The following is a 13,927-nucleotide window of genomic DNA, read 5'->3' as shown; positions in this document are numbered from 1 at the left end:
TCACCGAGCGGCGGACGCAGAGCCGCGGCTTCCGCCCCTCTCCAAGAAAGGTGCCGACCGGCGTGGCCGACCGTCTCATCGTCCGTGGCGCTCGCGAGCACAACCTCCGCAACGTCTCGCTCGACCTCCCCCGCGACTCCCTGATCGTCTTCACGGGGCTCTCCGGGTCGGGCAAGTCCTCGCTCGCCTTCGACACGATCTTCGCCGAGGGGCAGCGGCGCTATGTCGAGTCGCTCTCCTCCTACGCCCGGCAGTTCCTCGGGCAGATGGACAAGCCCGATGTGGACTTCATCGAGGGGCTGTCCCCGGCCGTCTCGATCGACCAGAAGTCGACGTCGCGCAACCCCCGCTCCACCGTCGGCACCATCACCGAGGTCTACGACTACCTCCGCCTGCTGTTCGCCCGGATCGGCAAACCGCACTGCCCCGAGTGCCGGCGCCCCATCGCCCGGCAGTCGCCGCAGGCCATCGTCGACAAGGTGCTGGAGCTGCCGGAGGGCAGCCGCTTCCAGGTCCTCTCCCCGCTGGCGCGCGAGCGCAAGGGCGAGTTCGTCGACCTCTTCTCCGACCTCCAGACCAAGGGCTACAGCCGCGCCCGCGTGGACGGCGAGACCATCCAGCTCTCCGAGCCGCCCCAGCTGAAGAAGCAGGAGAAGCACACCATCGAGGTGGTCGTCGACCGCCTCACCGTCAAGGAGAGCGCCAAGCGCCGGCTGACCGACTCCGTCGAGACCGCCCTGGGTCTGTCCGGTGGCATGGTCATCCTCGACTTCGTCGACCTCGATCCGGACGACCCGCAGCGCGAGCGGATGTACTCCGAGCATCTGTACTGCGCCTACGACGACCTGTCCTTCGAAGAGCTCGAACCGCGCTCCTTCTCCTTCAACTCCCCCTTCGGCGCCTGCCCCGACTGCACCGGCATCGGCACGCGCATGGAGGTCGACCCCGAGCTGATCATCCCCGACGAGGACCGCTCGCTGGACGAGGGCGCCATCCACCCCTGGTCCGGCGGACACACCAAGGAGTACTTCGGCCGCCTGGTCGACGCCCTGGCCGACGCCCTCGGATTCCGTACGGACATCCCCTGGGCCGGCCTCCCCGCCCGCGCCAAGAAGGCCCTGCTGCACGGCCACAAGACCCGTATCGAGGTGCGCTACCGCAACCGCTACGGCCGCCAGCGGGCCTACACCACCCCCTTCGAGGGCGCCGTGCCGTTCGTCAAGCGGCGCCACAGCGAGGCCGAGAGCGACAGCAGCCGGGAGCGCTTCGAGGGCTATATGCGCGAGGTGCCCTGCCCCACCTGTGAAGGCACCCGCCTCAAGCCGATAGTGCTCGCCGTCACGGTCCAGGAGCGCTCCATCGCCGATGTCGCCGCCATGTCGATCAGCGACTGCGCCGACTTCCTGCGACAGCTCACGCTCAACGCCCGCGAGAAGAAGATCGCCGAACGGGTCCTCAAGGAGGTCAACGAACGGCTGAGGTTCCTGGTCGACGTCGGCCTGGACTACCTCTCGCTGAACCGCGCGGCCGGCACCCTCTCCGGCGGCGAGGCCCAGCGCATCCGGCTCGCCACCCAGATCGGCTCCGGCCTGGTGGGCGTGCTCTACGTCCTGGACGAGCCCTCCATCGGCCTGCACCAGCGCGACAACCACCGGCTGATCGAGACCCTGGTGCGGCTGCGCGACCTCGGCAACACCCTGATCGTGGTCGAGCACGACGAGGACACCATCAAGACCTCCGACTGGGTCGTCGACATCGGCCCAGGCGCGGGCGAGCACGGCGGCAAGGTCGTGCACAGCGGCCCGTTGAAGCAGCTGCTGACCAACAAGGAGTCGATCACCGGGCAGTACCTGTCCGGCAAGCGCGCCATCGCCACACCCGACGTCCGCCGGCCCGCCGACCCGGCCCGCCGGCTGACGGTGCACGGCGCGAAGGAGAACAACCTCCAGGACATCGACGTCTCCTTCCCGCTCGGGGTGCTGACCGCCGTCACCGGCGTCTCCGGCTCCGGCAAGTCGACGCTGGTCAACGACATCCTCTACACCCACCTGGCGCGCGAGCTGAACGGCGCCAAGTCGGTCCCCGGGCGGCACACCCGCGTCGACGGCGACGACCTCGTCGACAAGGTCGTCCATGTCGACCAGTCGCCCATCGGCCGCACGCCGCGGTCCAACCCGGCGACCTACACCGGCGTCTTCGACCATGTCCGCAAGCTGTTCGCGGAGACGATGGAGGCCAAGGTCCGCGGCTATCTGCCGGGGCGCTTCTCCTTCAACGTCAAGGGCGGCCGCTGTGAGAACTGCTCCGGCGACGGCACGATCAAGATCGAGATGAACTTCCTGCCGGACGTGTACGTCCCGTGCGAGGTCTGCCACGGCGCGCGCTACAACCGCGAAACGCTGGAGGTCCACTACAAGGGCAAGTCCATCGCCGAGGTCCTGGACATGCCCATCGAGGAGGCGCTGGACTTCTTCGAGGCGGTGCCGACCATCTCCCGGCATCTGAGGACGCTGCACGAGGTCGGCCTCGGCTATGTCCGCCTCGGCCAGTCCGCGCCGACCCTCTCCGGCGGTGAGGCGCAGCGGGTGAAGCTGGCCAGCGAGCTCCAGAAGCGTTCGACGGGCCGCACGGTCTACGTCCTGGACGAGCCGACCACGGGTCTGCACTTCGAGGACATCAGCAAGCTGATCACCGTGCTGTCCGGGCTGGTCGACAAGGGCAACTCCGTGATCGTCATCGAGCACAACCTCGATGTGATCAAGACCGCCGACTGGGTCATCGACATGGGCCCCGAGGGCGGCAGCGGCGGCGGACTGGTCGTCGCCGAGGGCAGCCCGGAGCAGATCGCCTCGGTCCCCGCCAGCCACACCGGCAAGTTCCTGCGGGAGATCCTCGGCGACCGGGTCAGCGATGCCGCGACCTCGGGGACTCCGCCGAAGAAGACGGCCGCGAAGCGGGCGGCCACCAAGAAGGCGGCCACGAAGAAGACGGTGGCCAAGGCGAATTCGACCGAGGTCGACGCGGCGAAGGTCACCACGACCAAGGTCACCGCCGCCAAGACGGCCGCGGCGAAGAAGGCGGCGGCCAAGAAGGCGGCGGCGAAGGCCCGTCGGCTCACCTGAGGCCGAGCGGGGGAGGTGCGGCCGCTGCCGGCCGTACCTTCCCCGGACCGAGGCCGCCGCGCCTCAGCCGAGCTCCGACGCATACGGCGGCTCCGCGCCCGCGCGGGAGCAGGTGACGGCGGCGGCGCGGGCGGCGAAGCCGAGGATGTCGCGCCAGTCGTCGGGGCCGAGCGCGGCGACGGCCTCGCGGGAGAGGGCGTCATGGGCGTCCAGCCGGTGCAGCAGCGCGGCATTGACGGTGTCGCCCGCCCCGATGGTGTCGACGACCTCGACCCGCCGCCCCGGCACGCTCACCTCCCCGCCGCCCGGCGTCAGCACCGTCAGCCCCTCGCCGCCCCGGGTGAGCACGATCGCCGCGGGCCCGGCGTCCAGCCACTCCCGGGCCGCGACGGCGACGGCGTCCCGGCACCCGTCCGCTCCACCCGCCGCCCCCGCCAGCCACCCGGCGTCCTCCTCCGACAGCTTCAGCAGGGCCACGGACGGCAGCCAGGAGCGAAAGCGCGCCCGGTAGGCGTCGGCGTCCGGGATCAGTCCGGGCCGGACATTGGGATCGAGTGCGGTGAACACGCCGCGTGCCGCCTCGCGCCGCAACAGGTCCTCGTAGGCGCTCGCGCCCGGCTCCAGGACCAGCGAACAGGTCCCCAGCGAGAGCGCGCGCACCCCGTCGGGCAGCGCGGGCGGCAGGGCGAAGAGGCGGTCGGCCGTGCCCTCCACATAGAACCCGTAGCCGGCCGAGCCGTCCGCTCCGATGTCCGCCACCGCGAGCGTGGTCGGCTCGTCGCCGCGCTGCACCAGCGAGAGGTCCACCCCGCCGGCCCGCAGCCCGTCCAGCAGCGCCTCGCCGAAGGCGTCGGCCGAAACCCGCGAGCAGAAGGCGGTGGGCGACCCCAGCCGCCCCAGGGCGACCGCCGTGTTGTACGGACCGCCGCCGCGCCGGGGGAGCAGCGCGGGCAACTGGCCGTTTCCACTAGGGACTTGGGGACCGGGGACGAGGTCGATCAGCGCCTCGCCGGCGACGACGATCACGGGGTGCGGTTCCTTTCCTCGGCGGCCGGGGAGGCGGCCGCGGCGGTGGGCGGGACGGTGCGAGGGAGGGTGGCAGGGCGGGGCGTCGAGGCAGTGGTCGGGGCCGTGGCCGGGGCGGGCTCGGGACAGCCGCACGACGTACGGTGCCTCAGGGTGCACGGCAGCCGGACCGTACGGGGCGCCCGGTCCGGCTCCTCCAGGCGCTCCAGCAGCAGCCGCACCGCCGTGGCCCCGATCTCCCTGCTGGGCTGGGCGACCGCGGTCAGCCGGGGGGCGAACAGATCGGCCCAGGAGAAGTCGTCGAAGCACGCCAGCGCGAGATCGCGGGGAACCTCCAGCCCGCGCTCGCGCAGTGCCCGCAGGGCGCCGATGGTCATGGCGTTGTTGGCGGTGAGGAGCGCGGTGGGCGGCTCGGGCGCGGCGAGCAGCCGCCCGGTGGCCTCGCGGGCGCCGTCCGCCGCGGAGTTGCCGTCCGCCACCAGTTCCGGGACGAACGGCAGCCCCCGGGCACACAGCCCCTCGCGATAGCCCTGGAGGCGTTCGGTGGTCGTACTCAGGCCCGGCAGTCCGGCCACCAGGCCGATCCGGGTGTGCCCCAACGCGGCCAGATGCTCGACCAGCTGCCGCATCGGCCCGGTGTTCTCGGCGCACACCTGGTCATGGCGTGCCCCGTCCGGCGAGGGGCCGACGAGCCGGTCCAGGAAGACGGCCGGCACCGTGCGGCGGGCCAGATAGCCGACCATCTCCGCGGGCTCCGCGGACGGTGCGACGATCACGCCGTCCACCCGCCGCTCGTGCAGCAGCTGCACGACCGTGCGCTCATGGCGGGGATCGTCGTGCGGATCGGCGATCAGCAGGCCGTAGCCGGCCTCCAGGGCGCTCGCCTCGACGCCCTGGAGGATCTCGGTGAAGTACGGGTTGCTGATCGCGGAGACCGCCAGGCCGATGGAGCGGGTGCGGGCGGTGACCAGCGAGCGGGCGAGGGTGTTGGGGGTGTAGCCCAGCTCGTCGACGGCGCCGAGCACCGCGGCGCGGGTGTCCGGGCGCACCGGGCGGGTCGCGTTGAGCACATGCGAGACTGTGGCCACGGAGACACCCGCCCGCCGCGCCACGTCCACCATCGTCGTCATCCGCCTCATCCTCCCCGGGGTCCCGGCCCCGCGACGCCCCTCACAGTACGAGCCCGGAGGCCCCGCGTAAACGCTTGCGCAAACGTTTACGCACCGCGTCCGCGCCACGCGTCTGCGTACACACCCGCTGCGTTCCCCATCGAGCGGAAGCCGCCGCCGGGCCGGGGCCGGGGACCGGCCCCGAAGCGGAAAGACCTGCCCCGGTATCGTCGGGAGCCGTCGGCCGGTGGCCCCCTGTCCCGCCGCCCCCCGCCTCACCGACCCCTCCTGGAGCAGCCATGAGCCAGTCCCCCGACCGCCGGACCGTACTGCGGGGCGCCGCGCTCGCCGGTGCCGCCGGCTTCGGGCTGGCGGCCTGCTCGCCGGGGGACTCCGGCAGCTACGCCTCGGCGGTGCCCGACAAGCCGGTCGAGCTGGGGCCCGCCGCGGAGATCCCGGTCGGCGGCGCCAAGCTCTACCGCGAGGACCGGCTCGTCGTCTCGCAGCCCGCCAAGGGCGAGTTCCGGTGCTTCGGCGCCATGTGCACCCACCGCGGCTGCGTCCTGGCCGAGGTCGAAAAGAAGGAGGGCAGCTGCCCCTGCCACGGCAGCCGCTTCGACGTCACCACCGGCCAGGTCCTCCAGGGCCCGGCGGCCGAGCCGCTGCCGAAGGTGCCGGTCAAGACCAAGGACGGCAAGCTGATCGCGGGCTGACGCGCCCCGGCCGCCGCCCGCGCCCCCGCGCGGGTCCCTCGGGCAGGCCCTATCCCCAGTCCCAGTCGATCCCCAGTATTCCGGGCCGCACGCTCTGCTCCACCAGATGCACGGCCCGGTGCGTACCGCTGAGCGTCAGCTCGTGCCGGCCGCTGCGCGGGGCGCCCGCCGAGACCTGGGCGAAGCGGCGGCAGCGCACCGGCAGCGCCGCCTCGTCGAAGCGCACCTGAAGGACATAGTGGCCGCCCGCGAAGCTGAAGCCGCGCACGTACTCGGTGCTGGGGCCGCCGCTGCCGTCCTCGAAGGCGTACCCGAAGACATGGGTGTCGCCGGCCCGCAGCCGGGAGTCGAAGAGCAGCTCGGCGACCACCACCCCGCTCTCCGCGTCCCCGCGCACCCGGCCCAGCCGGCAGTTCTCCGCCGCCCGGACCCGCACCCGGGACGGCACACAGCCCGTATCGCCCCGGTGGATGGCGACATAGCGGTCCACGCCGTCCCGGTGGGCGCGGACGACCTGCTGCGAGGTACGGGCGCTGAGCTCGCGGCGCGGCCCGATCAGGACCCGTTCGTGATGGCCCAGGGTGTGCACGCCGCCGTCCGCGGGGGTCTCCAGCTCGGCGAACAGCTGCTGGAGCGCGCCGGCCGGTGCGACCAGGGAGCGGTACGAGCGCGCGGCGGGGCGTTCGGCCTCGGGGCGGGCGCCGCCCTCGGGGACCAGGAGCCGGTGCAGCGAGTGCGCGGGCAGGTCCAGGACCTCCTCCAGGGCGCGCACCGCCCGGAGCGATTCGGGCCGCTGCGGCCGCCGGGCGCCCTGCTGCCAGTAGCTCAGGCTGGTCACGCCCACCTTGATGCCGCGCTGGGCCAGCTTGTGCTGGACCCGCGTGAGCGCGAGGCCGCGGACGGTGAGCGCGCAGCGCAGGGCGAGATGGAACGGTCCGGTCCGCAGCAGGTGCGCCAGCTCGGCCGACTCGGGAGTGTTCTGTGCCATTGCCTCAATCCTCCGGCGCGCGGGTGAACGTTCACAACCGGCTCGCACGCCGCATGCTCTAACTGCCTGTTCACTGCAGTACGCCGGACATCGGACGTTCACATCCGGGCCCGTCCGTCCACACCCCCATGTCACCTCGCATTGAAGCGTGTTGACCCGCGTGCGACAACACCCGATGCTCCACATCAGCATCCGGATGCGCTCCTCTCACTCCCTCACCCCCCTCATCAGGGAGGAACGCCATGACCCGTGCTCCCCACGCACGTCGTGCGCGCCGTAGACGGCTGTCGGCAGCAGCGCTCACCGTCACTGCACTCACGGCGCTCACCACGCTCCCAGGGGCGACCGCCTCGGCGACCACGCCCCCCGCGCACGCTGTCGCGGCCGCCGCCAACCGGCTCGACATAGCCATGCAGGCCCAGCAGAAGTCCAACTGGTGCTGGGCCGGCTCCGGCAACACCATCGCTTCCTGGTACGGCAGGAACTACAGCCAGAACCAGTTCTGCAACGCCGCCTTCGGCCGCCAGCAGGGCACCACCTGCCCCAACGACCAGGCGACCCTCGGCAATGTGCAGAACGCCCTCGACTGGATGGGCATCGCTCCCGGCTCCTATGTGACCGGATATCTGCGCTACGGCACGGTGCAGAACGAGATCAACGCCAAGCGGCCCGTCGAGACGCGCATCGAGTGGTCCTCCGGCGGCGGTCATATGCATGTCCTCTACGGCTTCGACACCGCCCAGAACTGGGTCTACTGGGGCGACCCGTGGCCCTCCAACAGCCGCTACAACTGGGGTGACTACGACTACTACGTGAACGGCAGCTCCTTCTCCTGGACGCACTCCCTCTACCGGATAGGAGCCTGAGGCCATGCCGAAGCGCACCGTGCGCACCACCCTGCGCGCCGCCGCCACCGGGGCGTTCGCCCTCGCTCTGACCGGCCTGGCCCCATGCGCCTCCGAGGCGGCCGCGGCCCCCGCGGTTCCCCAGGCCCCGCCCCGTGCCGGCCTCGCCGCCGCCCACGAGGCGGCCACCGCCCCCGCCACCCTGGACACGCTGGCCCGGTTCTTCGCCGCCGAGCCCGGCGCGGCCCGGGAGTCCGGAGCCGCCCGCCGTCCCGGTGGCGCCGTCCCGAAGGGAGCCCCGCACATCGAGGGCGCCGCCGTCCCGGTGTACGTCCTGTCCCCGGACTTCGTCCGCGGCCGGGCCGGCGCCCCCGTCGCCCGGCTGGAGTTCCTCGCCAGCAAGGCGGTCGCCGCCGACGGCCGGACGGCCTCGGTGTGGACGGTGCGGCGGGGCACCGCCTGGAAGGTCGTCAACATCGCCAGCGGGGACGACGAGACCCGTTACGCCGAGGCCGCCGGCGACAAGGCCGGGACGGTCTTCCACGAGCCGCAGATCGACGCCTGGTACGTGCAGCGCGGAGAGCGCATCGAGCCCCTGGATGCGCACGCCAGGAAGGCGGTCGGCGCTCACGGCACCACCGTCGCCGCCTATCGGGAGCGGGTGATGAAGGCGTACGGCGACAAGCTCCCGGGATCCGCGTACGACAAGCGCGGCGAGGCCGGGGGGTACGGGCCCGGGGCCGCGGCCCCGAAGGACGCGCCCGCGCCGACGGCCCCGGGCAAGGAGGCCGCCGTGGCCGGTGCGCCCGCGGGCCACAGCATCCCGGTGACGGCCGCCTCCGCCGTCGCGGGCGCCGCCGCCCTCCTCGCGCTCGGCCTCTGCGGCACGGCCGCGATACGGAGACGGCGCAGCGGCTGACAGGGACGGGGGCGGGGAGGGGGCCGGGTCCGCGGCTTCCCTCCCCGCCCCCGGCCCGTCCTCCCCGCCCCCGCTCGCTCGGCCCGCCGTGATTGTCGGTGGCGGTCAGTAGGGTGGTGGGCATGGCAGACCCCAGCAGCTACCGACCCAAGCCGGGACAGATCCCCGACTCGCCGGGGGTCTACAGATTCCGCGACGAGCACGGCCGGGTCATCTACGTCGGCAAGGCCAAGAGCCTGCGCCAGCGCCTGGCGAACTACTTCCAGGACCTGGCGGGGCTCCATCCGCGCACCCGCACGATGGTCACCACCGCCGCCTCCGTGGAGTGGACGGTGGTCTCCACGGAGGTCGAGGCGCTCCAGCTGGAGTACAGCTGGATCAAGGAGTTCGATCCGCGATTCAACGTCAAGTACCGGGACGACAAGAGCTATCCGTATCTGGCGGTGACGCTCAACGAGGAGTTCCCGCGGGTCCAGGTGATGCGCGGCGCCAAGAAGAAGGGCGTGCGCTACTTCGGTCCGTACGGGCACGCCTGGGCGATCCGCGAGACCGTCGACCTGATGCTGCGGGTCTTCCCCGTACGCACGTGCTCCGCGGGCGTCTTCAAGCGGTCCGCCCAGATCGGCCGCCCCTGTCTGCTCGGTTACATCGGCAAGTGCTCGGCGCCCTGCGTGGGCCGCATTTCGGCCGAGGACCATCACGAACTGGCCGAGGAATTCTGCGACTTCATGGCAGGCCGTACGGGTGCCTACATCCGTCGCCTGGAGCGGCAGATGCAGGACGCGGCCGAGGAGATGGAGTACGAGCGCGCGGCCCGGCTGCGCGATGACATAGGCGCGCTCCGCCGGGCGATGGAGAAGAGCGCGGTGGTGCTCGCCGATGCCACCGACGCGGACCTGATCGCCGTGGCCGAGGACGAACTCGAAGCCGCCGTGCAGATCTTCCACGTCCGCGGCGGCCGGGTGCGCGGCCAGCGCGGCTGGGTCACGGACAAGGTGGAGGCCGTCTCCACCGCCGGTCTGGTCGAGCACGCCCTCCAGCAGCTCTACGGCGAGGAGCGGGGCGACGCCGTCCCCAAGGAGGTCCTGGTCCCGGCGCTGCCGGAGCCCGTCGAGCCGGTCCAGCAGTGGCTCGCCGAGCGCCGCGGCTCGCAGGTCTCGCTGCGCATTCCGCAGCGCGGCGACAAAAAGGACCTGATGGCCACGGTGGAGCGCAACGCCCAGCAGGCGCTGGCCCTGCACAAGACCAAGCGCGCCTCGGATCTGACGACCCGCTCCCGCGCCCTGGAGGAGATCGCCCGCGCCCTGGGCCTGGAGACGGTGCCGCTGCGTATCGAGTGCTTCGACATCTCCCACCTCCAGGGCGAGGACGTCGTCGCCTCGATGGTGGTCTTCGAGGACGGTCTCGCCCGGAAGAGCGAATACCGCCGCTTCCAGATCAAGACCTTCGAGGGCCAGGACGATGTCCGCTCCATGCACGAGGTCATCGGCCGCCGCTTCAAGCGCTACCTCCAGGAGAAGCAGAGGTCGGGGGAGTGGACGGAGGAGCCGGCCGGCGAGGCCCCCGTGGAGGACGACGGGGTGCCGGACGCCATGGCCGGGCGGCCCACGGACGACGACGGCCGGCCGAAGCGCTTCGCCTATCCGCCGCAGCTGGTGGTCGTCGACGGCGGTGCGCCCCAGGTGGCCGCGGCCCGCCGGGCGCTGGACGAGCTGGGCATCGACGATGTCGCCGTCTGCGGGCTGGCCAAGCGCCTGGAGGAGGTCTGGCTGCCCGAGGAGGACGATCCGGTGGTCCTGCCGCGGACGAGCGAGGGGCTGTATCTCCTCCAGCGCGTGCGTGACGAGGCCCACCGCTTCGCGATCTCCTACCAGCGCAGCAAGCGCACCAAGCGGCTGAAGTCCTCGCCGCTGGATGCCGTCGCGGGCCTGGGGGAGAGCCGCCGCCAGGCGCTGCTGAAGCATTTCGGTTCGCTGAAGAGGCTGCGGGCCGCCACCATCGAGGAGATCTGCGAGGTGTCGGGCATCGGCCGCAAGACGGCCGAGTCCGTCGCGGCGGCGCTGGCCGGGGCGGCGCCGTCCGCCCCGGCGGTGAACACCGCCACAGGAGAGATCATTGAGGATGACGGGGTCCCCTCGGCCGCGTTGTCAGCAGAACGGGGGCAGGACCGATGAGCACAGAGCATGCAGCACAGGGAACCGACAGAGACGGGGCACAGGTGAGTACGGGCACGACCGACCAGGGCGAGGGCGCCGCGATCCCGGAGCTGGTGATCATCTCCGGTATGTCCGGGGCCGGCCGCAGTACGGCCGCCAAGTGCCTGGAGGACCTCGGCTGGTTCGTCGTCGACAACATCCCGCCCGAGCTGATCCCGCCGATGGTCGAGCTGGGTGCCCGCTCCCAGGGCAATGTCGCCAAGATCGCCGTGGTGGTCGATGTCCGCGGGCGCCGCTTCTTCGCCAATCTGAAGGAGTCCCTGGCCACCCTCGACGCGCAGAACGTCAAGCGCCGGATCGTTTTTCTGGAGTCCTCGGACGACGCCCTGGTGCGCCGTTTCGAGTCGGTGCGCCGTCCGCATCCGCTCCAGGGCGACGGCCGGATCGTCGACGGCATCGCCGCCGAGCGGGATCTGCTGCGCGAGCTGCGCGGCGACGCCGACCTGGTGATCGACACCTCCAGCCTCAACGTGCACGAGCTGCGCGCCAAGCTGGACGCCCAGTTCGCCGGCGAGGAAGTGCCCGAGCTGCGTGCCACGGTCATGTCCTTCGGCTTCAAGTACGGCCTGCCGGTGGATGCCGATATGGTCATCGACTGCCGTTTCATCCCGAATCCGCACTGGGTCCCGGAGCTGCGCCCCTTCACGGGCCTGAACGACGAGGTCTCGCACTACGTCTTCAGCCAGCCCGGTTCCAAGGAGTTCCTGGACGGCTACGCCGAGCTGCTGCGCATCGTCGCCGAGGGCTACCGCCGCGAGGGCAAGCGCTATGTGACCATCGCGGTCGGCTGTACGGGCGGTAAGCACCGCAGCGTGGCCATGTCGGAGAAGCTCGCCCGCCGGCTGGTGACCGAAGGCGTCGAAACCGTTGTCGTCCACCGGGACATGGGGCGCGAATGACCGGCCGTACACCGCGGCTGCGCCGGGTCCGCAGGTTCGTCCCCGGAGGCCGTACGACGAAGAAGGGCGCCACCCCCAAGGTGGTGGCGCTCGGCGGAGGCATGGGGCTGTCCGCCTCGTTGGCGGCGCTGCGCCGGATCACCGGCGATCTGACGGCCGTGGTCACGGTCGCCGACGACGGCGGCTCCAGCGGCCGGCTCCGTGACGAGCTGGGCGTGCTGCCGCCGGGCGATCTGCGCAAGGCGCTGGCCGCGCTGTGCGGCGACGACGACTGGGGCCAGACCTGGGCCCGGGTGATCCAGCACCGCTTCGAGTCGGAGGGCGAGCTGCACGATCATGCGGTGGGCAATCTGCTGATCGTCGCCCTGTGGGAGCAGCTGGGCGACCATGTCCAGGCGCTCGACCTGGTCGGCAGGCTGCTCGGCGCGCACGGCCGGGTGCTGCCCATGTCCGCGGTGCCGTTGGAGCTCCAGGCACAGGTCAGGGGCCATGATGCGGACCGCCCGGACGCGGTCTCCACGGTGCGCGGTCAGGCGACGGTCGCGCTCACCCCGGGCGAGGTGCTGTCGGTCCATGTGGTGCCCGAGGACCCGCCGGCGGTGCCGGAGGCGGTCGCCGCGGTGCGCGACGCCGACTGGGTGGTGCTGGGCCCCGGCTCGTGGTTCTCGTCCGTCATTCCGCATCTGCTGGTGCCCGAGCTGCGCGAAGCGCTGGAGGAGACCAAGGCCCGGAAGGTCCTTTCGCTCAACCTTGCGCCCCAGCCCGGCGAAACCGATGGCTTCTCACCGCAGCGTCATTTGGAGGTTTTGGCCCGACACGCCCCTAAACTCGCCTTCGACGTGGTGCTGGCCGACAAGGCCGCCGTGCCCGACATCGAAGGTCTGACGGTTGCCGCCAAGCAACTGGTGGGCAGCGAGGTCGAGCTGGCTGCGGTCGCCGCCCGAGGAGACGATGCCCGGCCAGGTGCCGGGCCGGCCCCCGACCGGCACGACCCGGAGCTGCTGGCAGCCGCGTACGACCGTATTTTTCGGATGCATGGAAGGATCGGCCCATGGCGATGACGGCTGCGGTGAAGGATGAAATCTCCCGGCTCCCCGTCACCCGGACCTGCTGCCGGAAGTCGGAGGTCTCGTCGATCCTGCGGTTTGCGGGTGGTCTGCACCTGGTCAGCGGCCGCATTGTGATCGAGGCGGAGCTCGATACGGGCATCGCCGCCCGCCGGCTGCGCAAGGACATCCTGGAGATCTTCGGGCACAGCTCCGACCTCGTGGTGATGGCCCCGGGCGGGCTGCGCCGCGGCAGCCGCTATGTCGTACGGGTGGTGGCCGGCGGCGACCAGCTGGCGCGGCAGACGGGCCTGGTCGACGGCCGCGGCCGACCGATCCGCGGGCTGCCACCGCAGGTCGTCTCCGGCGCGACCTGCGACGCCGAGGCGGCCTGGCGCGGCGCGTTCCTGGCCCATGGCTCGCTGACCGAGCCCGGCCGTTCGTCCTCGCTGGAGGTCACCTGCCCCGGCCCCGAGGCGGCCCTCGCGCTGGTCGGCGCGGCGCGCCGGCTGGGCATCGGCGCCAAGGCCCGCGAGGTGCGCGGGGTGGACCGCGTGGTCGTCCGTGACGGTGATGCGATCGGCGCGCTGCTGACGCGGCTGGGCGCCCACGAGTCGGTGCTGGCGTGGGAGGAGCGGCGGATGCGCCGGGAGGTGCGGGCCACCGCCAACCGCCTGGCCAACTTCGACGACGCCAACCTGCGCCGCTCGGCGCGCGCCGCGGTCGCCGCCGGCGCCCGGGTGCAGCGGGCCCTGGAGATCCTGGGCGAGGAGGTCCCCGAGCACCTCGCCGCGGCCGGCCGGCTGCGCATGGAGCACAAGCAGGCGTCCCTGGAGGAGCTGGGCGCCCTGGCCGATCCGCCGCTGACCAAGGACGCGGTCGCCGGCCGGATCCGCCGTCTGCTGGCGATGGCCGACAAGCGCGCGCAGGACCTGGGTATTCCGGGCACGGAGTCCAACCTCACCGAGGAGCTCGCCGAGGGCATGGTCGGCTGACCGCCCGCGTGTCGTGAACGCACCTCGTGTTCCCCTCGCATCATCCCGT

The 13,927-nt window shown here is 72.1% G+C and carries 11 protein-coding genes; 8 read left to right on the top strand and 3 right to left on the bottom strand.

From position 1 onward, the window contains the following. Window positions 1-62 precede the first annotated feature (62 nt). On the top strand, window positions 63-3,122 hold the full coding sequence (uvrA, locus tag B1H19_RS11730) for an excinuclease ABC subunit UvrA (RefSeq protein ID WP_083104564.1): 3,060 nt from the start codon (window positions 63-65) through the stop codon (window positions 3,120-3,122). A 63-nt stretch (window positions 3,123-3,185) separates the two neighbouring features. Here the strand turns inward: uvrA and B1H19_RS11725 are convergent, their stop codons facing one another. Continuing rightward, window positions 3,186-4,148, bottom strand: coding sequence for a carbohydrate kinase family protein (locus tag B1H19_RS11725; protein WP_083104563.1), 963 nt, complete (start codon window positions 4,146-4,148; stop codon window positions 3,186-3,188). Beyond that, entirely contained in the window at window positions 4,145-5,278 is a 1,134-nt protein-coding gene (locus B1H19_RS11720) for a LacI family DNA-binding transcriptional regulator (RefSeq protein WP_083104562.1), read from the bottom strand. The genes B1H19_RS11725 and B1H19_RS11720 overlap by 4 nt, the downstream gene beginning before the upstream one ends. A 278-nt stretch (window positions 5,279-5,556) precedes the next feature. Here B1H19_RS11720 and B1H19_RS11715 point away from each other — a divergent pair, with 278 nt between their 5' ends. Further along, window positions 5,557-5,970, top strand: coding sequence for a Rieske (2Fe-2S) protein (locus B1H19_RS11715; protein WP_083104561.1), 414 nt, complete (start codon window positions 5,557-5,559; stop codon window positions 5,968-5,970). 49 nt (window positions 5,971-6,019) lie between these two features. Here B1H19_RS11715 and B1H19_RS11710 read toward each other — a convergent pair whose 3' ends face one another. Continuing rightward, complete coding sequence (locus tag B1H19_RS11710) at window positions 6,020-6,958, bottom strand: hypothetical protein (protein ID WP_083104560.1); 939 nt, start codon at window positions 6,956-6,958, stop codon at window positions 6,020-6,022. Window positions 6,959-7,200: 242 nt separating this feature from the next. Here B1H19_RS11710 and B1H19_RS11705 point away from each other — a divergent pair, with 242 nt between their 5' ends. From B1H19_RS11705 to whiA, 6 genes are all read left to right on the top strand, one after another. Next, complete coding sequence (locus tag B1H19_RS11705; RefSeq protein WP_083104559.1) at window positions 7,201-7,824, top strand: papain-like cysteine protease family protein; 624 nt, start codon at window positions 7,201-7,203, stop codon at window positions 7,822-7,824. A gap of 4 nt (window positions 7,825-7,828) precedes the next feature. Further along, entirely contained in the window at window positions 7,829-8,722 is an 894-nt protein-coding gene (locus B1H19_RS11700; RefSeq protein ID WP_083104558.1) for a hypothetical protein, read from the top strand. A 122-nt stretch (window positions 8,723-8,844) separates the two neighbouring features. After that, window positions 8,845-10,896 carry an excinuclease ABC subunit UvrC gene (gene uvrC / locus B1H19_RS11695; protein WP_083104557.1) on the top strand — a complete coding sequence of 684 codons (2,052 nt, stop codon included), beginning with the start codon at window positions 8,845-8,847 and terminating at the stop codon, window positions 10,894-10,896. Further along, complete coding sequence (gene rapZ / locus B1H19_RS11690; protein ID WP_083104556.1) at window positions 10,893-11,837, top strand: RNase adapter RapZ; 945 nt, start codon at window positions 10,893-10,895, stop codon at window positions 11,835-11,837. The genes uvrC and rapZ overlap by 4 nt, the downstream gene beginning before the upstream one ends. Then, a complete protein-coding gene (locus B1H19_RS11685; RefSeq protein ID WP_083104555.1) occupies window positions 11,834-12,898 on the top strand; it encodes a gluconeogenesis factor YvcK family protein in 1,065 nt (354 codons plus the stop codon). Before rapZ ends, B1H19_RS11685 begins: the two co-directional genes overlap by 4 nt. Beyond that, a complete protein-coding gene (gene whiA / locus B1H19_RS11680) occupies window positions 12,889-13,878 on the top strand; it encodes a DNA-binding protein WhiA (RefSeq protein WP_018091880.1) in 990 nt (329 codons plus the stop codon). The genes B1H19_RS11685 and whiA overlap by 10 nt, the downstream gene beginning before the upstream one ends. Window positions 13,879-13,927 lie beyond the last annotated feature (49 nt).

The sequence above is a fragment of the Streptomyces gilvosporeus genome, assembly GCF_002082195.1.
GTDB classification, from domain to species: Bacteria; Actinomycetota; Actinomycetes; order Streptomycetales; family Streptomycetaceae; genus Streptomyces; species Streptomyces gilvosporeus.
Note: the sequence above shows the minus strand (reverse complement) of the source record. Positions and strands in the feature narration are given on the sequence as shown.

Coding starts and splice junctions, on each gene's coding strand:
- B1H19_RS11720 (WP_083104562.1), bottom strand. CDS start 5,278: ATGACGACGATGGTGGACGTGGCGCGGCGGGCGGGTGTCTCCGTGGCC.
- B1H19_RS11715 (WP_083104561.1), top strand. CDS start 5,557: ATGAGCCAGTCCCCCGACCGCCGGACCGTACTGCGGGGCGCCGCGCTC.
- B1H19_RS11710 (WP_083104560.1), bottom strand. CDS start 6,958: ATGGCACAGAACACTCCCGAGTCGGCCGAGCTGGCGCACCTGCTGCGG.
- B1H19_RS11705 (WP_083104559.1), top strand. CDS start 7,201: ATGACCCGTGCTCCCCACGCACGTCGTGCGCGCCGTAGACGGCTGTCG.
- B1H19_RS11700 (WP_083104558.1), top strand. CDS start 7,829: ATGCCGAAGCGCACCGTGCGCACCACCCTGCGCGCCGCCGCCACCGGG.
- uvrC (WP_083104557.1), top strand. CDS start 8,845: ATGGCAGACCCCAGCAGCTACCGACCCAAGCCGGGACAGATCCCCGAC.
- rapZ (WP_083104556.1), top strand. CDS start 10,893: ATGAGCACAGAGCATGCAGCACAGGGAACCGACAGAGACGGGGCACAG.
- B1H19_RS11685 (WP_083104555.1), top strand. CDS start 11,834: ATGACCGGCCGTACACCGCGGCTGCGCCGGGTCCGCAGGTTCGTCCCC.
- whiA (WP_018091880.1), top strand. CDS start 12,889: ATGGCGATGACGGCTGCGGTGAAGGATGAAATCTCCCGGCTCCCCGTC.